This is a genomic window from Paenibacillus sp. USHLN196, from assembly GCF_037144955.1.
Lineage (GTDB): Bacteria > Bacillota > Bacilli > Paenibacillales > Paenibacillaceae > Paenibacillus > Paenibacillus xylanexedens_C.
The window spans coordinates 209,499-230,287 of record NZ_JBBCYH010000006.1 but is presented as its reverse complement, the minus strand read 5'-3'; the positions used below and the strand labels follow the sequence as shown (position 1 = coordinate 230,287).

General features: G+C 49.5%; 16 protein-coding genes. 12 read left to right on the top strand and 4 right to left on the bottom strand.

Translation table 11 applies throughout. The annotated features are described in order from the left end of the window. Positions 1–115 precede the first annotated feature (115 nt). Positions 116–745 (top strand): molybdenum cofactor guanylyltransferase, encoded by a 630-nt coding sequence (mobA, locus tag WFI24_RS16770; protein ID WP_336762566.1) that lies wholly within the window; start codon positions 116–118, stop codon positions 743–745. Here mobA and WFI24_RS16765 read toward each other — a convergent pair. After that, entirely contained in the window at positions 715–1,737 is a 1,023-nt protein-coding gene (locus tag WFI24_RS16765; protein ID WP_336762564.1) for an AraC family transcriptional regulator, read from the bottom strand. The two genes, mobA and WFI24_RS16765, sit on opposite strands and share 31 nt — an antisense overlap. Before the next feature lie 192 nt (positions 1,738–1,929). On the opposite strand from WFI24_RS16765, the gene WFI24_RS16760 reads away from it, so the two are divergent. The 6 genes from WFI24_RS16760 to WFI24_RS16735 all read left to right on the top strand — a co-directional run bounded on the left by WFI24_RS16760 (position 1,930) and on the right by WFI24_RS16735 (position 10,462). Further along, positions 1,930–3,933, top strand: coding sequence for a beta-galactosidase (locus WFI24_RS16760; protein ID WP_336762917.1), 2,004 nt, complete (start codon positions 1,930–1,932; stop codon positions 3,931–3,933). A 309-nt stretch (positions 3,934–4,242) separates the two neighbouring features. Further along, on the top strand, positions 4,243–6,033 hold the full coding sequence (locus WFI24_RS16755; RefSeq protein ID WP_336762563.1) for a sensor histidine kinase: 1,791 nt from the start codon (positions 4,243–4,245) through the stop codon (positions 6,031–6,033). Then, positions 6,030–7,139, top strand: coding sequence for a response regulator transcription factor (locus WFI24_RS16750; RefSeq protein WP_336762562.1), 1,110 nt, complete (start codon positions 6,030–6,032; stop codon positions 7,137–7,139). Before WFI24_RS16755 ends, WFI24_RS16750 begins: the two co-directional genes overlap by 4 nt. A 147-nt stretch (positions 7,140–7,286) precedes the next feature. Beyond that, on the top strand, positions 7,287–8,567 hold the full coding sequence (locus WFI24_RS16745; protein ID WP_336762560.1) for an ABC transporter substrate-binding protein: 1,281 nt from the start codon (positions 7,287–7,289) through the stop codon (positions 8,565–8,567). Between the two features lie 186 nt (positions 8,568–8,753). Continuing rightward, positions 8,754–9,638, top strand: coding sequence for a carbohydrate ABC transporter permease (locus WFI24_RS16740; RefSeq protein ID WP_336762558.1), 885 nt, complete (start codon positions 8,754–8,756; stop codon positions 9,636–9,638). After that, a complete protein-coding gene (locus WFI24_RS16735) occupies positions 9,635–10,462 on the top strand; it encodes a carbohydrate ABC transporter permease (RefSeq protein ID WP_336762556.1) in 828 nt (275 codons plus the stop codon). The genes WFI24_RS16740 and WFI24_RS16735 overlap by 4 nt, the downstream gene beginning before the upstream one ends. A gap of 159 nt (positions 10,463–10,621) precedes the next feature. Here the strand turns inward: WFI24_RS16735 and WFI24_RS16730 are convergent, their stop codons facing one another. Next, the gene (locus tag WFI24_RS16730; protein ID WP_336762554.1) at positions 10,622–12,115 is read right to left on the bottom strand and encodes an aminotransferase-like domain-containing protein; all 1,494 of its coding nucleotides are present in this window, start codon (positions 12,113–12,115) and stop codon (positions 10,622–10,624) included. 134 nt (positions 12,116–12,249) lie between these two features. On the opposite strand from WFI24_RS16730, the gene WFI24_RS16725 reads away from it, so the two are divergent. Continuing rightward, positions 12,250–12,858, top strand: coding sequence for a LysE/ArgO family amino acid transporter (locus tag WFI24_RS16725; protein WP_336762552.1), 609 nt, complete (start codon positions 12,250–12,252; stop codon positions 12,856–12,858). A gap of 394 nt (positions 12,859–13,252) precedes the next feature. On the opposite strand, the gene moaA is transcribed toward WFI24_RS16725, so the two are convergent. Both moaA and WFI24_RS16715 read right to left on the bottom strand, forming a co-directional pair. Then, positions 13,253–14,254, bottom strand: a complete 1,002-nt coding sequence (gene moaA, locus WFI24_RS16720) for a GTP 3',8-cyclase MoaA (RefSeq protein WP_076209757.1) — start codon at positions 14,252–14,254, stop codon at positions 13,253–13,255. Positions 14,255–14,373: 119 nt separating this feature from the next. Continuing rightward, positions 14,374–16,599 (bottom strand): methyl-accepting chemotaxis protein, encoded by a 2,226-nt coding sequence (locus WFI24_RS16715; RefSeq protein WP_336762549.1) that lies wholly within the window; start codon positions 16,597–16,599, stop codon positions 14,374–14,376. Between the two features lie 478 nt (positions 16,600–17,077). Between WFI24_RS16715 and WFI24_RS16710 the strand changes: the two genes are divergently transcribed. From WFI24_RS16710 to WFI24_RS16695, 4 genes are all read left to right on the top strand, one after another. Further along, the gene (locus tag WFI24_RS16710; protein WP_336762547.1) at positions 17,078–17,902 is read left to right on the top strand and encodes an ABC transporter ATP-binding protein; all 825 of its coding nucleotides are present in this window, start codon (positions 17,078–17,080) and stop codon (positions 17,900–17,902) included. After that, complete coding sequence (locus tag WFI24_RS16705) at positions 17,883–18,695, top strand: ABC transporter permease (RefSeq protein ID WP_336762545.1); 813 nt, start codon at positions 17,883–17,885, stop codon at positions 18,693–18,695. Before WFI24_RS16710 ends, WFI24_RS16705 begins: the two co-directional genes overlap by 20 nt. Then, positions 18,692–19,630, top strand: a complete 939-nt coding sequence (locus WFI24_RS16700) for an ABC transporter permease (protein WP_336762543.1) — start codon at positions 18,692–18,694, stop codon at positions 19,628–19,630. Before WFI24_RS16705 ends, WFI24_RS16700 begins: the two co-directional genes overlap by 4 nt. Positions 19,631–19,709: 79 nt before the next feature. Continuing rightward, on the top strand, positions 19,710–20,774 hold the full coding sequence (locus tag WFI24_RS16695; RefSeq protein ID WP_336762541.1) for an ABC transporter substrate-binding protein: 1,065 nt from the start codon (positions 19,710–19,712) through the stop codon (positions 20,772–20,774). The last annotated feature ends 15 nt before the right edge of the window (positions 20,775–20,789 follow it).

The window sequence follows — 20,789 nt, the reverse complement described above, 5'->3', positions numbered from 1 at the left end:
CTTTCAAATGCATATTGTTCAATGTATCATTTGTTGAAAGGGGATTCAATGCATAGCGAACGTTTTGAAATTGATGCAGCCAAACACATATTGTGATCGGAGGGAGGATAACAACATGAACACGCGTGAATGGACAGGCATTATATTGGCAGGAGGGTTATCCAGCCGCATGGGGGCCAACAAGGCCATGCTCGAACTGAACGGTTCTGTTGTACTGCAACATGTGACGAAGGCCATGAGACCCGCCGTATCGCGTATCATCGTAGCTGCCGGACCCAACGTGACAACTTACAGTGAAATGGGCTACGAATGCGTTCAGGATCGCTATCCGGGGAAGGGACCACTCGCGGGTCTCCACGCGGCACTGGAAGCTTCTGATACAGAATGGAATCTGGTCTGTGCCTGCGATATGCCGCTCCTGCAAACGTCTTTCTTTGATGGAATAAAAAAACTGGTCGAATCGCATAACTCTTATTCTGCTATTGTTCCACGCGTGGATGGACATGTCCACCCTCTTGCAGGGGCTTATCACAAGCGAGTGCTCCCTGATCTGGAGCAGCGCCTGATACAGGATCATCTTCGAGTTATGCGATGGCTTGAAGAGATCGGTTGCTTTTATGTCGAAGCGGAAGAGCTTGAGAGAGCAGGCGTTCATCAACTAGCGATGCAAATGAGTAATATGAACACGCCGGAAGAATACGAGCGTATCCGTAATCAAGATTCTGGACTCGATTCCGATCCGTAGGATACAGGATCGCCTGATGCGTCTGCATGATGATTGCGATATTGCAGCGGACTTTGGCCTGTCCAGCGCTTGAATTGTCTGCTGAAATGGGACAGATGGGTGTAACCCAGCTTCCACGCAATTTCACCGAGCGACAGCTCTGGCTGTTCGATCAGTACTTTGGCTTCCTGCAACTTCAGGCTGGACAGGTAGGCCCTGGGTGATCGCCCGTACACCTTGCGAAAGACCTGTAGACCATATCCCGGGCTGATGCCAAACGAGGATATAATCTGCTCGACTTTGACCGTGGACACACTGTCTTCCTTGATTCGAAGCTGGGCATGGAATGCCTGCTTGATTGCTTCCGCAATAGCTCCAGCATAATGCATGGCCGTTGGGGCTGGTGTGTGTGAAGCAGCAACAGAATTGGCGGCCTCCGGCTCATTGTCAGCGGCTTGGGACAACAGGGCGAACAGTTCAAACATGCGTGCCTGCATGATCATTTTATCGGTGGACGTGTAGGCTTCAGATACGTTAATCATGCCCATCCAGCTCTCCAGCACTACACGCATCTTCCTATTATCGGCCGTACCTGCAGCGTAGATTCGGCTATGCTGTGATATCAACTTCAGGGTAAAGACAGGATCATCCACATTAAAATGAGCACTGAAATAAGTCATGCCGTCCGTGGATACACATTGATTCGTATGTTTGAATCCGGGCGGAATGAGGAGAATGGAACCTTCCTCCACGGTATAGGTATAACCATGAATCACACTTTCCTGGGTGCCTTCAATAATCAACATGATCTCAAAGCCCGGATGTGATTCCTCCGGCATCGTCCATCCATATGGAACTTGTTGGCTGTGCGCACCATAGAATTTGATGTTACAGTCGATAATAGGCAGCCAGTGGGCCAGTGTATGGTGAGGCATTTCTCGGAGCTGTGATCGAATATCCATCATATTCACCTCGGAAAAGGGTAAAAACAACTCGCCTTGTACAATCGGCACCCGTAGTATACTTCATTATAATCAGTTTAACGCGAGCATGGATAATCCATGGGACACATCAGCGTAGTGGTTACTGAACAATCCAAGTTCTTCAACCGATAATAATGTAAACGCTACCATTATGGGTTGGAATATGTCAACTCATATGCAACGCAAGAAAACCACATTTCTCGACAAAAAGGAGATTAAATGATGGATAAATTATTGTATGGCGTAGCCTACTATGATGAATATATGCCTTACGAAAGATTGGACAAGGACATTCAGATGATGAAAGATGCAGGCATCAACGTGGTCCGCATTGCAGAATCAACCTGGAGTACTCATGAACCGCAGAATGGTGTATTTGACTTTTCTTCTGTAGATCGTGTGCTGGATGCCATACATGAGGCGGGGATTCAGGTCATCGTTGGCACACCAACGTATGCTGTTCCAACGTGGATGGTCAAGGAACATCCGGACGTGCTGGCTACCACCTCTCAGGGACCTGGTAAATACGGCGCAAGACAGATTATGGATATTACACACCCAACCTATCTATTCTATGCCGAACGGATCATTCGCAAGCTAATCTCTCGGGTAAGCACACATCCAGCGGTTATCGGTTATCAGACAGATAACGAGACGAAGCATTACAATACGGCCGGAGATAATGTGCAACTGCAATTCGTCAAATATATGCGGAACAAGTTCAGTTCTCTGGATGAGCTTAACAAGGAATTTGGTCTCGACTACTGGAGCAATCGAATCAATAGCTGGGAGGACTTCCCGTCTGTTGTAGGAACGATCAACGGTAGTCTAGGGGCTGAATTTGCCAAGTTCCAGCGACAGCTGGTAACTAACTTTTTGGCTTGGCAAGTGGGGATCGTGAATGAATACAAACAGGCAGGACAGTTTGTTACCCAGAACTTTGACTTCGATTGGCGTGGATTTTCCTACGGCATTCAAGGGGATGTGGATCATTTTGCCGCATCAAAACCTTTTGACATCACCAGTGTGGACATCTACCATCCTTCCCAGGATGATCTGACCGGCATTGAAATTTCATTCGGTGGGGATGTGGCGCGTTCGACCAAACAATCGAACTATCTGGTACTGGAGACCGAAGCGCAGGCGTTCTGGCATTGGGTTCCTTACCCGGGCCAGTTACGTCTACAGGCATTCAGTCATCTGGCATCGGGAGCGAACATGGTCGCCTACTGGCACTGGCATTCGTTGCACAACTCCTTTGAGACCTATTGGAAAGGACTACTCAGTCATGACTTTGAACCGAATCCGGTGTACAACGAGGCCAAGACGATTGGCAGGGATTTTGCAAGACTGAGTCCGAAGCTCGTGAATCTGAAGAAAAAAAATCGGGTGGCGGTGCTGTTCAGCAATGAGGCCCTGACATCAATCAAGTGGTTTGGTTTTAACTTCACCAGTGACAAGAACTACAATGACGTGGTGCGCTGGATGTACGATGAATTGTACAAGATGAACATGGGCTGTGACCTCATCGATCCATCGGTTGAGAGTTATGCGGAATATGATGTGCTCGTTGTACCTGCTCTGTATGCAGCTTCGGATGCACTGTTGGAAAAATTAAATCAATTCGTACAGGATGGCGGACATATCGTCTACTCGTTCAAAAGCGGATTCACAAATGAGCATATCAAGGTACGCTCTACCCGCCAGCCCGGCCTGATCAGTGAGGCATGCGGGATCAGCTATAACCTATTTGTAGAACCAAAACATGTCTCGCTGCGCGATGATCCGTTCGGGGTTGGTGAGGAGCAAAACCAGGTTCACACCTGGATGGAACTGATTACGCCGACAACGGCTGAAGTACTCGCTTGGTATGATCATGCACATTGGGGTGAATATGCAGCAATTACCCAGAATGCCTATGGAAAAGGCAAAGCCACCTATGTAGGCTGTTACACCAGTTCTGCGGTGATCCGTAAGGTGTTGGAACGTGTCATGAAGGAAGCGGGTGTATGGGGAGATGATCAGGAGCTGGCTTTTCCCATCATTGTGAAGACAGGTGTGAACGATCAGGGGAATACGATTCGCTACTATTTCAATTATGCAGATGAGGCAACATCCTTCGTGAATGCTTATGGGGAAGGGACTGAACTTCTGGCAGGAACCCCGATTGCTGCAGGAGAGATGATCGAACTGGAACCATGGGGCATACGGATCATTGAACAATAATAGGAAATAATAAATTTAGGTATATAAGTTGAATTTAATATGTACACGTTAACGGAGAGGGCAGAAATAACCTGAGGAAGCGGAGCGTTCGCTTTTATCAACGGATTTTCCCCTTAGATAAGGGAATCAAAAAAATCCGGTGATAACAGCGATCAGAGGGTTGTTCTGACCACGTAGTGATCTCGTGTAACCATTCATTCTATTGTATAACGTGATATTTTAACATTTCCAAACGAATATAAAGACCAAAGCGCCCTCGGCTTCCATGCTGGGGCGTTTGTCTTATTTTAGCTCAGGAGTGGATGCGCTGTGTTTACCGAATGTTATCGGAAGCTGACAGATCCTTTCAAACGCAGCATTCGCAATAAATTGATCCTTACCATGACGCTGCTGGCCGTTCTGCCTGTCATAGCCATGACCGCCATGGCAGCCGAGAATACCCGCTCTTCCATGGAAGAGGAGATTATGGAGACCAACCGGGCGAATATGAACTGGGCCTCCATCTATCTGGGTGAACAGTTCGCCCGCATGAACAATATTATCTATTCGATTCAGATCAGTGACGAATTGCATCAATATCTGGCGTTGAACCAGGAAGCGCCGGCAGCCAGTCGATTTGATGAACAGAAGGCTGTGTTCAACATGTTGAACAGTGTATACTATTCCGCTGGCAATTATGTATTTGGCGTTGAACTGTACCTGAAAGAATTGGACACCCTGTTCACCTTCAACTCCATGGATTCTCGCATCAAGGCAGTATCGGAAATTCCGGAAGGGTATCATGAGCTTTTTGCACAACATAAAGATTTTACGATTATCAATGATCCGGACGATCCACAAAAGTTTCACATGACCCGCAGCATGAACCGCTTTGAAGATCAGGCACAGATCGGTGCCATCAGTCTGGAGGTCAAGTGGGCTGAGTTCAATCAGACGCTGGAGCTGCTGGATAGCCGTGGAGACTATGCGGTATACATTGCTGACAGCGCGGGCAGTCCGGTCTATCAGCCAAACCAAGAGATTCAGCCGTCTGCGGAAGCGCTGGAGAAATTGGCAGGCACGAAAGAAAGTTCGGGCTTCATCCGTACGTCCAAGGAATACGTATTCTTTCATTCCATTGAGCCGTCAGGACTGCGTGTGATCAAGATTGTACCTGCCCATGTCGTTAACGAAAGTGCCTTGGAAACGATGAAATACGGATTGGTTGTGGGTGGCCTGGCCACCGTCATATCTGTGGGACTAGCTGCGCTGGTGGCCTGGCGTACATCAAAGCCCATTGTCAGACTGGCGAATTCCATGAAGGGTATTCAACTGATCAAGGACAGGGAAGTGGTACGAAGCGGCCGGGTAGATGAGATTGGTCTGTTGGAGAAAAATCTGCACGGCATGGCTAATCGTATTCGGGAACATATTCGCGACAACTACCTGATGAATCTGGAGAAGCAGACGGCCGAACTCAAAGCACTGCAATCCCAGATCCATCCGCATTTCTTGCAAAATACGTTGCAGATGATTGGTGGCATGGTCTACTCGCAAAAACCGGCAGACAGTTACAAGGTCATTCGAGCCTTGAGCGAGATGTTTCGTTATATTGTGCGAGCGCCTGATGGGCTTGTGCCCCTGCAGTCTGAACTGGACCAGCTGGAGCATTATATGCTGATTCAGAAGCAGCGTTTTGCCGGCAGGCTTGAATATACCCTGGAGATTACTGGGGAACTTCGGGCGTGTTATATTCCCAAGTTGTCTCTGCAACCGATGGTGGAGAACGCATTTTTACATGGTCTGGAGAAGAAGCAGGGTGAGTGGAAACTGGGCATTGAGGTCGTCTGCGAATCCAAAGATGTAACCATTCGAATTCGTGATAATGGCGTGGGTATGGATGCTGAGAAACTAGCGGAGATGCAGTCCCGACTGGAGCGGCTTACCTGGGAGGCAGATCGGGTGTGGAGTTCAGGCACGAGTATTGGACTGGTCAATGCAGCTTCACGAATGGTGATGCATTTTGGACCTGAATACGGGATGAACATGGAAAGTGAATACGGACAGGGGACAAGCGTTACGGTACGAATCCCCTGCAATACAGGAGGCGAAGCCTTGTGAACAAAGAACTGTACAGAGTGCTGCTGGTAGATGATGAACCGTGGAACCGGGAGATTCTGCGCAACCTTGGAGATTGGAGTGAGCTCGGCATGACCGTTGCAGGTGAAGCAGAGGATGGTGAGCAGGCCATACAACTGGTCAAGCAGCATCAGCCTCACATTATCATTACGGACATGCGCATGCCCGGCACAGACGGTGTGGAGCTGTTACAGACGTTGAGCGGACAATACCCACAGATCAAGGTGATCGTGGTGAGTGGATATGACGACTTCAATTATGCCAAACACGCAATCCGCCATCGGGCTGCTGATTATCTGCTTAAACCGGTGAATCCGGATGAACTCAATGGTGTACTGGCCAAATGTGCAAGAGATTTGGAAAAGGCTGAATCTACGCCTGAATCATGGGAGTCGTATCCCTCTGCGTTTGCTGGTGATTTTTCTTTGTTTCAGCAGCAGGCTCGCCTGCGGTTTAATGACCTGAACGTTCAGAGTCTGCGTGAGTGGTTCCAGCAATTGCAGCAGAAGCTGGAACGATGCGAGATTAACAGACCTCGGCAGCTTGGAAGGGTAGCCTATGAATTACAGGCTTTGTTGGATGAACTATGCGTCTCCAATGGCTTGTACGAGCGGCCCGAAGCAACGGCGCTACCTCCTTCAACAGCGCTGGCTTCCATCGAATCCACGATCACATGGATTTCGACTCCATACTATCAGGCTTTGGAGCAGCTGATTGCGCAGCGCAAATTTAAGAACAAGCTGAACCTGGACGAGGTGAAGCAATACATGGAGCAGCACTGTATGGAGATGATTACCCTGGAGCAGCTCGCCCAGATCTTTTTTGTCAGCAAGGAATATCTCAGCAAGGTATTTAAGAAAGAGTATGAGGTGAACGTGACCGACTATGTTGTCCAATTACGTATGACGAGAGCGAAAGAGTGGGTGATGGACGAACAGATTCCGTTCAAGCATGTTGCCGAGATGGCGGGTTATGAAGATGTGTCCTACTTCTATCGGGTTTTCAAAAAGCATTTCGGAGTATCTCCTGGGGAGATGCGGAAGGGACAACCTCGTATGTCAGGCAATTCAAGCAACAGCACGGAATGAGTCGTTCGAGAGAGCATTTGCGGCAGGATTAAGGTTTAAAATAATCCAATACACAAGTCTAATTTTGTCCAATGGAGCGCTTTCATTCTCTGATATATAATGAGCCTATGAAAGACAAACCAGTTACACACCGGGAGGTCATAAGAGATGAAAGTATGGAAAAGCGTAGCAAGTGCGGTACTGGTCAGTGTTCTGCTCGCAGGTTGCGGTTCCAATGCAGGAACGGACAATGGGCGGGAGGAATCGGCATCAGGCAGCACGGTATCACTCAAAGTATTCGTTGCACAACCTCGGCTGAAAGAACACTACGATAAATATATAGAACAGTTCAAAGCCAAGGAGAAAGCAGAGAAAAACATTGAGGTGAACGTGCAACTGGAGATGCCGCCAGCGGACAATGCCCCTCAGATTCTGAAGACTCGTCTCGCCTCCAATGATGCACCGGATGTGTTCGCCCTGCATGCAGTCAATGAGATTCCACCATTCAGCAAAGCGGGTTATCTGGAAGACCTGTCGGGCCAACCTTTTGTCGATAAGCTGCTGGATTCGGTTAAACCTTCCATAACGGATGCGGAGGGCAAAATCGTAGCTGTTCCATTGGAAACAGTATCATGGGGCTATCTGTACAATAAAGATATTTTCGAAGAGCAAGGGCTGGAAGTGCCAACGACGTTAACGGAAATGAAAGCGGTCGTGGAGAAACTCAAAGCAGCCAACATTACACCGTTTGAACTATCCTACAAAGAAGCCTGGATTCCGCAATTATTCCTGCCACTTACCGTGGGTGCATTAACTCAGTCTGAGCACAAAGACTTCGTGGAGAAGATGAATCAGGATCAGGGCTCCTTCTCCGATATGAAAGCATTGTTTGATATCTTCGATCTCGTCAATGCCAATGGAACGGACAAAGCGCTGGAAGTGGGCGGAGATGATGGTTCAGCAGCCTTCGCATCAGGAAGCGCCGCAATGTGGATTCAGGGACCATGGTTTGCCGAAACCATTCTGAAGTCCAACCCGGACTTGAACTTTGGTGTAGCACCCATGCCGATCAATGACAATCCGGATGATACCAAAATCAATCTGAGCACCTCCACTTCACTGGCAGTATCGTCATCTAGCAAAAACAAAGAAGTGGCACTCGATTTCGTGAACTATATTCTCGATGACAAGGATTCAAGTGCATTCTTCGAAGCACTCAAGTTCAATCCGATTGCCAAGATCCATGACTTCAAGAGCTTCCCGTGGGTAGACGATGCTCAGAAATATGTGAGTGAAGGTAAAGCATATGAGGACCCATCCCTCCCTCAAGCGGTGAAAGACGAGTCAGGCAAAGCGTTGCAAGGCTACTACTCTGGGCAATTAAATCAACAGCAGGTTATCGATGCGCTCGACAAGGCGTGGAAATCCTACAACAAAGTCAACAAGTAAGGAGCTGTAAGGAATGGAGTACCTGCTTTTGTTTTGTTGACAAAATCTCAATGGGTTTGGGAGTTTAATCAACAAATGAGCGGTACTTTATTTCGTTACAGTCTCCAAGCAGATGATATGGCAGGCAGAACGTTCTTCGTTCCCTCGTTTACGATCATCCGCTTCGAGTGAAAAGGGGGAGAACCAATGGCTACGAATGTGTTCAAGAAGTATCTGTCACTGCTCGCGTTCACTGCGCCTGCCTTTGTCATCTATGCAATTTTCCTGCTGTACCCTACGTTTAGTGGCATGTTCTATAGTCTGACAGATTGGAACGGACTTAATCGGGATTACAGTTTTATCGGTCTGGGCAACTTTGTGGAATTGTTCAAAGAAGATCCTGACTTTCTGAACTCCCTGTGGTTCACGATGAAATATGTAATATTTATGCTGATTCTGCAAAATGGAATTGCCTTGCTGCTCGCCGTGTTGATTGAGTCACGGACGCGCAGCAAAGGGCTTTTCCGGACCCTGTTCTTCATGCCTAACATGATTAGTACGATCATCAGTGCTTTCATGTGGACATTTATCTTTACTCAGGTGCTGCCACAACTCGCACAGAAACTGGCCTTTTCGTTCCTGGACCAGCAATGGCTGGGTGATCCGAAGTTTTCATTTTACTCCATTCTGATCGTATCGCTCTGGAACGGTGTTGGGTATATGATGATCATCTATCTGGCTGCTCTCCAGGGTGTGCCAAAAAGTCTCAAGGAAGCGGCTGTTATTGATGGGGCCAACGCATTCCAGGTGCTGCGCAATGTGGTGTTGCCGATGATTACTCATGCTGTGACCATCTGTTTCTTCCTGACACTGAACGGAGCATTCAAAGTGTTTGAAGTGGTGTATGGACTGACAGGTGGTGGACCGGGCAGAGCCACGCAGGTTATCACGATGAACATCTATGAAGAAGCGTTCTCCAATAACTTCAGATACGGCTATGCGAGTGCCAAATCGGTTGTGCTGTTCATCATCGTACTCATCTTTACACTCATCCAGATCACCGTCATGAAGAAGAAAGAGGTGGAAGCATGAGGATGCAACGACTGAACAGTTATCTGATTCGACTGCTGCTGATTCTGGGCTCTCTCGTCGCTATGCTGCCGATCTACATGGCGGTGGTGAACTCTTTCAAAACACAGGGTGAGATGTTCCAATCCTTTCTCGCGCTGCCAACAACGCTTCACTGGGAGAATTATTCGGACGCGTTTAACAAAATCAATCTGCTGGGCAGTTCGATGAACTCGGCGATTGTATCCTTTCTGGGGATCGGGGGAATTGTCTTCTGTGCCTCACTTGCGGGATACAAGCTGTCACGTACCTCCGGACGTTTGAGCAACCTGATCTTCTTCCTGTTTGTTGCGTCCATGTTAGTACCGTTCCACTCAATCATGATTCCGCTGACACGGGTAGCCAAAGGCATGGGGGTGCAAGGAAGCACGTACGGGTTGGCCTTGATCTATATCGGGCTTGGTGTGAACATGGCAATCTTCCTCTATCACGGGTTTGTGAAGTCTATTCCGCGTGAATTGGAGGAGTCGGCTCAGATGGATGGATGTAATGAGTTCCAGACGTTCTTCCAGATTATCTTCCCGCTCTTGCTTCCGATCACAGTCACCATCGCGATTCTGGACTTCCTGTGGATCTGGAATGACTTCTTGCTGCCACTGCTCATGCTGACCGATGTGAATCGTTATACGCTGATTCTGTCCACGAACATGCTGTTTGGTGAATATAACAAGGAATGGCCGTTGATTCTGTCCTCCCTGGTACTGACTGTGATTCCGGTTATTCTAATCTATGCGTTTTTCCAGAAGTTCATTATGGAGGGTATTGCGGAGGGTGCGGTCAAAGGGTAGAACATTCAAAGGAATCCCGGAGCGCAGCTGGTATTTGCCCGTACTGGTATTCGGCTAAACTTACGAAATTTACGCGAATAGCCTTGATCTGAAGGACATGGTCCTTCCAGGTCAAGGCTGTTTTTTGGTTGTGAAATCAGGGAACTGCATTCGTCGAAGTCAGGAGCCAGAATCCATAAGCCTCTGGACAGCTTCTGCAAGGCATTGTAGCCCAAGCTCCATCTCATCAGGTGAAGCATACGCGTAAGAGAGCCGAATGTGACTCGCATCCAGCCGGTCATACAGATAACCCGGGTGGATAAGTACATTTTGCTCCAGACAGGTATGGAACAATTGGTGGATAGAGAGCGGAGAGACAGTGAATTGCAGCCAGATGTAAAACCCGCCAGCGGGTATTTCCCACTCCGCAATGTCATGAAAGTGATGTTGCAACAGATCCAGCATGATATCTCTGCGTCTGCGTAGTTCGGGGCGAAGGCGTTCCATGTGTCCAGCGTGATGTCCTTCTGCGAACCATAGGGCAGCAGCTTCTTGTGCGAGTGAACTGGTGCCATAATCGGTCTGCATCTTGATATCTGCCAGACGGCGAATGACCGGCTCTGGCCCAACCAGCCATCCGAGGCGCAGTCCAGGACTGACTGCCTTTGACAGAGTACCCATATGCAGCACCCGTCCTTCCTGGTCACGCGCCTTCAGCGATGACGGAGGAGGTGTATCCAGCCACAGATCACTGTAGGCGGCATCCTCCAGTATGGAGATGCCTAGTGTTCGAGCCGTGGTCATCAGTTCTTCCCGGCGGTGATCACTCATGACAGAGCCGGTGGGATTGTGAAAGCTCGGGATCGTGTAGAGAAGCGAGATGTGGTCTTGATCTTTTACATGCTGCGCAGCATCCTCCAAACGTGCAATGTGCAATCCTTCGTCATCCATCGGGATACCACTCATTTTCAACCCTGCCGATTGAAAGGCGTGAATGGAATAGAGATACGACGGTTTTTCCAGCAGAACCGCTGATCCGCGAGGGAGCAGGCCGACCGAAATCAAGTGCAGTGCCTGAAGAGAGCCGGATACGATCAGTATGGAATCTGGAGAGGCCTGAATGCCAGTCGTCTGCAAATGGGCGGATAAAGCCTCACGAAGCTCCAGGCTTCCTTGAGGTTCCAGGTAGTTGAGTGTACGAGAACGCCGGGACAGGGAGTGTAGAATGTCGTTAAAAGCATCCTGAGGCATCAGCTCCGGGGCAAGCTCCCCTGTACCGAGTCGTATGATGCCAGGCCGGAATTCAGCCTGATTAATCTGCTGGATCTCGGGCAGGTTGGGATAATACCAGCCCTCCTCGATGGCTTCGTTCCAGTTGGGCATGGCTCCGTGAGCCATACCATGCCAGCCGGAGCCAGAAATATAGGTTCCCCCGCCATGCCTGCCTTCAATCAGACCTGCGGCGGCCAGATTATCCAGGGCAGTGACCAATGTACTGCGGTTCACCCCCATGGACTCAGCCCATATTCGCTGTGAGGGGAGACGATATCCTGCTGACCATTCGCCCGTTATGATTTTCTGGCGGATATAGGCTTCAATCTGACGATATAAGGGCAAATCGAGAGAGGGGTTCGGCTTCCAACCCATGCTTAGCCGGGAATCGGAACGTTCCATGACGGCAGAATCACCTCCGTTTGAATTTGTAACAAACACTATATCATTTGGTTGGGTCTGGTGCCATCCAAGTGGTTGGTTACGTTATGAATGATCTCCCCTAATATGGAGGACAGAGATAAGGGGGAAGAACGATGGAGGTTGTTATTCACGCAGTAGTTCTGGCATTTGGCCTGATTTTGCCACTGGGTGTGCAGAATGTATTTATTTTTAACCAAGGCATGAGGCAAAAGCGTTATATACATGCCCTGCCTGCGGTAATAACGGCAGGGGTCAGTGATACGCTGTTGATCGGGGCAGCCGTCGGAGGGGTGTCGCTCATTTTGCTGCAGTGGCCATTACTGGCGAATGGGTTGTATGCAGTAGGAAGCTTGTTTCTGCTTTATATGGCATGGAGTATTTGGCGGTCGTCCGAATCTGTGCAAGGTTCGCAGACGGTCATGTCAGCAGGACGACAAATTGCGTTCGCCGCATCGGTATCTTTACTCAATCCGCATGCTCTGCTGGACACGGTTGCCGTGATTGGCACCAGTTCACTTCAGTATGAAGGGGTGGAGCGCATTTATTTTGCCCTGACAGCCGCGGCTGTATCTTGGATATGGTTCATGGGACTTGCAGGCGCAGGCAGGGTGATTGGCAGAACGGATCGTACTGGACGCATCAGTCTGGTGTTCAATCGATTGTCTGCTCTAGTCATGGTCGGTCTGGCATGCATGATGCTATGGAAGCTCATCTATTCATAGAAGGACCGTGATATGGCTCCTATTGTATAAAATAAAAAAACTCCCCGTGACGTTAACATTGCGCGCGGGGAGTTAAATATGTTGCTTCATTTCATTTGAATGATTGGAATCGGATCTATTCTGCCTTCAGCAACATGGATTCGATAACACTTTCAGATCCTGGCTTACGCTGTTCAACTGATCAATGAACTTGCTGAACTCGGTTACGAGCTCGACTTGTTAGTTGCTATCAGGGAAAGTAAATTTATCATTAATCTATGAAAACACGACGAAAAAGCAGACGAGAACTTTGAGTTCTGGTCTGCTTTCGTATAATAGCGTCGGTTATGCAGAGGTCGTCGTGACGTTATGGATATACATTTGTGCTATACACACGCTATCGTTATATTACGTGTTATCCGCCAATCTGGGACATGCGCCGTACCGTCGGCGTGTGCGATTGCATTTTTTGTTCCAGAGCCAGGGCCATCTCGTGATTCTTGGGTTTCGTACCCAGCGCTTTGAGGAAGAGCGCCGCCATGGCATCCGGATCATCCACGAAGCGGCGAACATTATACTCATCTGACCAGTAAAGGCAGGCTTTGATATGTCCGTCAGCTGTCAGCCGAAGTCGGTTGCAATTGTCGCAGAAGTGATCGCTCACGGGATGAATCAATCCGAATGTGCCTTCGGAGCCCACAATTTTCATATTGCGTGATGGGCCATTGCCCGCAGGGCCTGTTGTATTTTCTACCGTCCAGCCTGCTTCAGCACATACATCTGTCACGGCTTCCAGCGGCAAATAAGATTTGCGCCATGAATCCGAAGCCTGTCCAATCGGCATATATTCAATAAAACGCACATGAAGAGGTTGATCAATCGTCATTGCAATAAAATCCTTGATCTCATCATCGTTAATACCCTTCATCAGCACAACATTCAGCTTGATCGGAGCAAGGCCAGCGGCAGTTGCAGCTTCAATGCCTTTCAGCACCTTGTTCACATCTCCGCCGCGGGTAATCATGGAGAAGCGATCAGCGCGCAGGGAGTCCAGACTGATGTTAATCCGGTTCAACCCAGCGTCTTTCAACGCTTGAGCTTGTTTGTCCAGCAGAAGAGCGTTGGTAGTCAGTGCAATATCGTCAATCCCGTCAATCGCCGAGATCATGCTGACGAGCTTGTGCAGGTCCTTACGCACCAGCGGCTCGCCCCCGGTGAGTCGTACTTTGCGCATACCCATCGGGGCAAGCACTTTCAGCACCTGTGCTATTTCTTCGTAGCTCATAATCTCATCATGTGGAGCAAACTCCATGCCCTCTGCAGGCATGCAGTACACACAGCGTAAATTACAGCGGTCCGTAACAGAAATACGGATGTAGTCATGTATCCGGCCAAATGAATCCTGAAGCAATTCCATGCAGACCACCCTTTCATCGGTTCAGATTGGAGATCTTCTATTATAAATGATATGACAATTTCAAAAGGAACAGTTGCATCAAATTTTAGCTATTTCTCCAATCCGCGTCAACGATGACGTCAGATGACAGCATTTTTGGCGGGGTGGTTCAGATGGAATTGTCCCACGAGTTGTTGCAGGAAGACCGTAATGGCCTCCACATTATTCGAAGAATGCTGAACCTGCAACATATCATGGATCAACTCCATCATCTCTGCTTCTACCTCAGCGGAAGTCGCCCGATTTTGATGGCTGATCGCAGCAATATTCTCCATTAGCATGACCACTTGATCCACGACTTGTGTGCGTTCAGGTTCTTCAGCGGTAGCATTTTGCAGAAGTTGCGAAGCGGCCTGAACCAATGTCGATCCTTCAGCCAGCACCTGATCTCCCTCTGTGATTAATTGGGATGCAGCTCCTGCTGCAGTTGAGATTCGGTCCAGAATCTGATGGATATCTTCAGTAGAAGAGCGGGATACATCGGCCAGCTTACGGATTTCCCCCGCCACAACCGAGAACCCTTGGCCATGTTCGCCCACGCGTGCAGCTTCAATGGTAGCATTCAGCGCGAGCAGGTTGGTCTGAGCTGAAATTTCATCAATGACAGCCAGTGCACGGTAAATCTCTTTCATGGTGTCCATGAAGGACAGGATGGTACGGTTGGTATCGGATACCGCTCCGGAGATTTGGGTCATTTTGTCACCGATTCGTTCCACTTCCTGTTGGGCTACGCCGATCTGTTTGGTTGCAGATGTCTCTAGTTGCTGCAGCGTTAGGCGCATGTGATCTGCAGCGATCTTGGCCTGATCGAGATCTTCCAGTTGGGTGCGAATGGCCTGAATCATCGAACCAAGCTTGTAGTTCACACGCTCAGTTGTACCCTGGGTTGTCTCTGTTGAGGTTCGCATCTGATACTGGTTGTCCATAACGTCTACCGTGGCAAGTTGTACCTTCAGCATAATGCCTTCCAGAGAGTCAATCATGTTGTTGATCCACTTCGCGAGTTCACCCGATTCGTCTTGGGCAAAGTCAGACGTATTCAGGCGCTGTGTTAGATCACCTCTGCCTTCGGCATTGATTCGAATAAATCGGCTGATGCGGCGCAAGTCGTCATGAACCCGTCGATATTGGCTGCGATGCAGCCGTAATGCAGTGAAGAATCCGAATAACACATTAACAGCGGCCATTGCTGCTGCGCTCCACCCACTACCAGTGAGGGCGTAGACAAGAGCTGCTCCTGCAACGCCTGACAAAAGTGTGAAGAGACTGTGCTGCTTGAACTGGCGCCAGCCGATGCTTCGTATCCGATACACTTCCTCCAGATCCCCTTCACACATCATGCCCCAGCGATCAGGACAGTGTGGCAGCTGGAAGGTGATGCCTTTGCCGATCACAGAAATATGGCGATAATCCGAGTAGCCGGGAAAAGCTACGAACAGATTGGAACCATTCTGAATGGTGTTTGCTACTCCGGGGTGTAGTTCTCCGGTCGATGGATCAGTGAACATGAGTTCCAGCTCGGTATGCTCCTTCACGGAAACGATGCCCCAATCTGTGGTGACACCATCTTTCAGATTTTCCCCATGTGTAAAGGTACGATCCTCGAAGCGGCTTCGAGACAAGGCAGTACCGGGCTGCAGATGAGGCCGTAATCTCGACTCAGCCATAAAGAGATAGTTGTCACCGGAATCGGGATAGATATGGCCTGATTCTCGTTGAATCAGGTCACCCAGGACATCTCCAGGAACACGGCTGCATAATGAACCGACGTATCGACCTTCCTGCAGAATTGGGGTGATAAACAGCAAGGTGACATCATCGTGAAAAGCGGACGAGCGCGGACCAATATCCAACGTCAGTGGGTCGGAATAAGGGCCATACAAACACTTTTTCCCATGATGATCTGCTCTGGAATACTTCAATCCTGGTCCAATTAATGCTTCTTGATCTTCATAGATCTGTCCAATATGTTTCTTATATGTAGAGAATACCACCTGATTCTGTTCGTTCAGCATAAATAGCTCTGTACTATCGACGGCTCGATTATAGCTGGATTGAAACCATGCATCCAATTTGCTTATATGAGATGAATCTGGCAGCACATCTTGGGGGCGAACTGACTGTATTTGATGAAGCAATCGATCCAGGTGATTCCATTGTTCCTCTGCCCAGTCCATCATCAGCTGGCGCCTCGTTTCGGCAATCCCCTCAAAAATCTGTTCCACATCTTCCTTCATATGTGCGTTCAACCGATACGATCGCCATAGCGGCAAACCTTTTCTCCATCCCAGCCAATCAAACATCATGACCACCCCGATTTCTGGATTTGCAAGCTTCGTTCTATTGATCTATGGACACTCCTGTGTAGTGGTTGAACCGGAATCATGATACCGCATTCATCATTCCGCAGCCTGCCCACTCTCAGGTGGAAGTCCTTATCGTTCTATTCAATCTTTATACAAGAAAACGAACAAGAATACGAGGGGATATGTCATATTTTCCGAATATTCATTCAATAAATACAAATGATCGTACGCTTATTGTTAGGTGAAACATATGTTAGCTTTCTACCAAGGAAACTCACATGAATGCATCTGAGAATGGATCTCATTTTACATTGTGTAACATGAACGGGCCCATACTCAAAACACACTGTATAATGTAATCCCCGCCCAAAGCGATATAGTATTATCTAACAAGCAAAACCTGTTACGTTCGTGTATATAAACCTCCCATTCAGCCTTGGTGTGCAATGCAAACAACTTCTCACAAAGGAGAATGCCCATGTCCTCCATAACCTCAGCTACAGTCCCCGAAGCCTGCCATATTGATGTTGATCATGTGTCCGTTGTCTTCGGCACAGGGACACAACAAGTCACTGCCTTGTCGGATGTTACATTCCAGATTCAGTCCAATGAGTTTGTCTCCCTGCTGGGCCCTTCTGGTTGTGGCAAGTCAACCTTGCTCCGGCTGGTGGGTGATCTACTTCAGCCCACCTCAGGCACTGTTCGCATTGCAGGTCAGGAGCCTGAACGGGCCCGGCTACAGCGACAGTTCGGCATCGTCTTTCAGACACCAGCCTTGTTCGATTGGCGCACCGTTCGTCACAATGTGGAATTGCCCTTGGAGCTGCTCGGTACTCGCCGAAAGGAGTGCCGCCGCATTAGCGGTGAACTGCTTGAAATGGTAGGGCTATCCCGCTTCGCCGACCATTATCCATGGCAGCTCAGTGGCGGGATGCAGCAACGTGTATCTATTGCACGTGCCCTTGCACTTGATCCGCCATTGCTGCTCATGGATGAACCCTTTTCCGCCCTGGACGAATTCACCAAAGAAAAGCTTCAATTGGAGCTGCTTGAGATCAAACGCTCGACAGGCAAGACCTTCCTCTTTGTCACACACAGCATCCCCGAAGCCGTATTTCTATCCGACCGAATCATCGTGCTCTCGGCACATCCGGGTCAAGTACATTCCATTCATTCCGTCAACCTGCCTTCCGAACGTCATAGTGAACTGAGAGAAACAGAAGCTTTCTATCGCATGATCACGACCATTCGCAATTGCTTCTACGAGGAGCGTGATGACTCTCATGTCCCTGCGATTCTTTAAACCAGGCTATCGCTCCTGGGTCGTCATCTGGATTGTGGCCGTATTGGTGCTGTGGGAAGCAATCGCCTGGATGCTCCAACTGTTCCTGTCACCTCAGCAGGCGGTGTCTCGCCTTCCTTATCTGCACGATGTCCTTGCAGCCCTGTTTCGTTACTCGGGTACACTCGCAGAGCAGGGGGCTGTCACGTTTGGCAATGCAGCCATTGGTTTCGCAGGGGGAACGCTGCTGGGTCTGGGTCTGGCGTTGCTCATGAGCGCGGCTGTCTGGCTGGAGCGCACGTTATCGCCATATGTAGTCTCCTCACAGATGGTTCCGGTCATTGGACTCGCTCCGATCGTGTACGGCATCATCCACAACGCGGAGTGGGCACGGATTGTTATGGCGGCGTATGTCACCTTCTTTCCGATCATCATCCATACCTTGAAAGGATTGAAAAGTGCAGCACCAGAGCACCTGGAACTGATGCGTTCCTGTGGAGCTTCACTGACCGCGCGTTATATCAAATGTCTGCTGCCCTCAGCACTGCCGGGACTATTTTCTGGGTTGAAAATAGCTGCTCCGCTGGCGGTAACCTCCTCCATCGTTGTGGAATTGATGGGGGCTCCCGATGGACTCGGCGTCCTGATGGTCAGTTCGTTATATTACGGCCATGCCCAAGTTGGCATGTTCTGGGCAACCATTATACTTAGCATCGGCATTGGCCTGATCTCGTATCTGGCCATCAGTCTGGCTGAACGTTGGTTGACTCCCTGGCAGCCTGAATTCAGGGCCAAAGGAGGTCAGGCCACATGAGTGAAGGTAGCGTGTTGAGCCGGAAAAGTGATGAAGGTGTGGCGATTGCTGCTGTAACTGGCGCGGCTACGACCCTCAATGGTTCACAGACGGCAGCTGTCCCAGGATCGGAAATTCATGGACAACGGGGACAAGCCGGAAAGGCCAGATCGGGCTCTGGCGTTCGCGGACGATCGGTTGCACTGAGTATGCTACCTTGGGTTGCGGGTGTGTTGTTTCTCGCCCTCTGGCAGCTCAGGTTGTTTCATTGGATATTCTCGCTTGAAAGCTACCAGCTGCCTGTGCCTTCCGCGATTGCGGCATCCATACAGGAAAATGCCAATATGCTCTTTCGTTACGCGATGTACAGCGGAACCGAAATGCTGGTTGGCTTCCTGCTCGGTTCCCTGCTGGGCGCTATGGCGGCAGCAGGTGCATCGTTCTTTCCCACAAGCGGCAGGGCGGCGGTTACGGTTTTGTCTGCGCTGAACGCGGTCCCCATCGTGGCCCTTGCCCCGATTATGAACAATTGGTTCGGTGACGGGATCTGGTCTCGTATTGCTGTTGTCACGGTGATTACGATGGCAGCCATGGCTGTCAGCCTGTTCAAAGGGCTGACTTCAATTCAACCGCAGTACAGTGATCTGCTGAGTGGCCTTGCTGCGAGCAGGATGCAGTTTTTTTGGAAGCTGAGACTGCCTCACGCCATGCCTTCCCTCTTTGCCGGTCTAAAGATCAATATGTCGACCAGTATTATCGGGGCCATTGTGGGTGAATTTTTCATCGCCTCCCAAGGGCTCGGGTACTTGCTCTCGGATCAAATTCGACTGGCGAACATGCCCTTGGCCTGGTCCTGCATTGTCATCGCCGCCGCGCTCGGTATTGTGTTGTATGAAGCGGTTGTCCTGGCAGAAAAGCGACTCATTCCGTGGAATCGTGCACGCACAGATCAATAACGTTCATCAGGGTACCCACCATAGATAGATCGTAATACCTGATTGAAAAATCGTATATAAACAGGGGGTTGTTCTGTACATGTACAAAACGTTGAAGCCGGGTTTGCTGGTATTGGTCTTGTTGGTTGTTACGATGCTGGGCGCATGTTCTACGAAGTCCGAGCCGGCGGCTGAGCCTGTCGCTGCGAGTTCAGGAGGGGCGGGAGAAGCAGATCAACCGTTAACCAAAGTGAAAATTCAGCTGAAATGGGTGCCGCAGGCGCAGTTTGCCGGGATCTATGCAGCGAAGGAAAAAGGATTTTTTGCAGATGAAGGCATTGATGCCGAGATTATTCCGGGTGGTCCGGATATCGTGATTGAGCAGCAGGTGGTCAATGGTGCGGCCGATGTGGGGATCACGGGTGTAGACAGTCTGCTGGTCAGCCGGGATAACGGCCTGCCGCTCGTCTCGCTCGCCCAGATCTCACAGAAGAGCAGCTATCGTTTGATTGCGAAGAAGTCCCTGGGCATTACCGATCCGGCTCAGATGAAGGGAAAGAAGGTCAGTACTTGGTTTGGCAGTCAGCAGTTTCAGGTGCTCGCGTTCATGGAGAAGAATGGCCTGGACCCGAAGAAAGACATTGAACTGGTGAAGCAGGGTTTCACAATGGATCAGTTTTTCAACGATCAGGTAGATGTAGCTACGGCAACGATCTATAACGAATATCACGTGGTGCTGGAAAGTGGAACGAAAGAGTCGGATCTGGATGTGTTCAACATTGAAGATGCCGGTGTTGGCATGCTTGAGGATACGCTGATTGCGAAGAAGGATTGGGTAGACAGCAACCGTGAGCTTGCGGTCAAAGTGACCCGTGCCATTCTGAAAGGCTGGAACTATGCCATTGATGAACAGGATGAGACAGTGGATATCGTGATGAGTAATGTGACGGATGGCAGCACCACTCGTGAACATCAGGTAACGATGCTGGAAGAGATTGCGAAGCTGATTCGACCGGAAGGATTTACGGAGCAGCAAGTCGGCAGTTTTGTGGATGAGTCATTTACCCGGACTGCGGATATTGCACTGAACTATGGCCTGATCAAAAAAGCCGCCAACCTGGATGAAGCACTGGAGAAAAGCATTTATGAAGAAGCGGTGAAATAAGCGTGTGGAGGAGGA

What these genes read in the sequence shown, in the direction of transcription:
- mobA (WP_336762566.1), top strand. Translation starts at nt 116, where the DNA reads ATGAACACGCGTGAATGGACAGGCATTATATTGGCAGGAGGGTTATCC.
- WFI24_RS16760 (WP_336762917.1), top strand. Translation starts at nt 1,930, where the DNA reads ATGGATAAATTATTGTATGGCGTAGCCTACTATGATGAATATATGCCT.
- WFI24_RS16745 (WP_336762560.1), top strand. Translation starts at nt 7,287, where the DNA reads ATGAAAGTATGGAAAAGCGTAGCAAGTGCGGTACTGGTCAGTGTTCTG.
- WFI24_RS16740 (WP_336762558.1), top strand. Translation starts at nt 8,754, where the DNA reads ATGGCTACGAATGTGTTCAAGAAGTATCTGTCACTGCTCGCGTTCACT.
- WFI24_RS16735 (WP_336762556.1), top strand. Translation starts at nt 9,635, where the DNA reads ATGAGGATGCAACGACTGAACAGTTATCTGATTCGACTGCTGCTGATT.
- WFI24_RS16730 (WP_336762554.1), bottom strand. Translation starts at nt 12,115, where the DNA reads ATGGAACGTTCCGATTCCCGGCTAAGCATGGGTTGGAAGCCGAACCCC.
- WFI24_RS16725 (WP_336762552.1), top strand. Translation starts at nt 12,250, where the DNA reads ATGGAGGTTGTTATTCACGCAGTAGTTCTGGCATTTGGCCTGATTTTG.
- moaA (WP_076209757.1), bottom strand. Translation starts at nt 14,254, where the DNA reads ATGGAATTGCTTCAGGATTCATTTGGCCGGATACATGACTACATCCGT.
- WFI24_RS16715 (WP_336762549.1), bottom strand. Translation starts at nt 16,599, where the DNA reads ATGATGTTTGATTGGCTGGGATGGAGAAAAGGTTTGCCGCTATGGCGA.
- WFI24_RS16710 (WP_336762547.1), top strand. Translation starts at nt 17,078, where the DNA reads ATGTCCTCCATAACCTCAGCTACAGTCCCCGAAGCCTGCCATATTGAT.
- WFI24_RS16705 (WP_336762545.1), top strand. Translation starts at nt 17,883, where the DNA reads ATGTCCCTGCGATTCTTTAAACCAGGCTATCGCTCCTGGGTCGTCATC.
- WFI24_RS16700 (WP_336762543.1), top strand. Translation starts at nt 18,692, where the DNA reads ATGAGTGAAGGTAGCGTGTTGAGCCGGAAAAGTGATGAAGGTGTGGCG.
- WFI24_RS16695 (WP_336762541.1), top strand. Translation starts at nt 19,710, where the DNA reads ATGTACAAAACGTTGAAGCCGGGTTTGCTGGTATTGGTCTTGTTGGTT.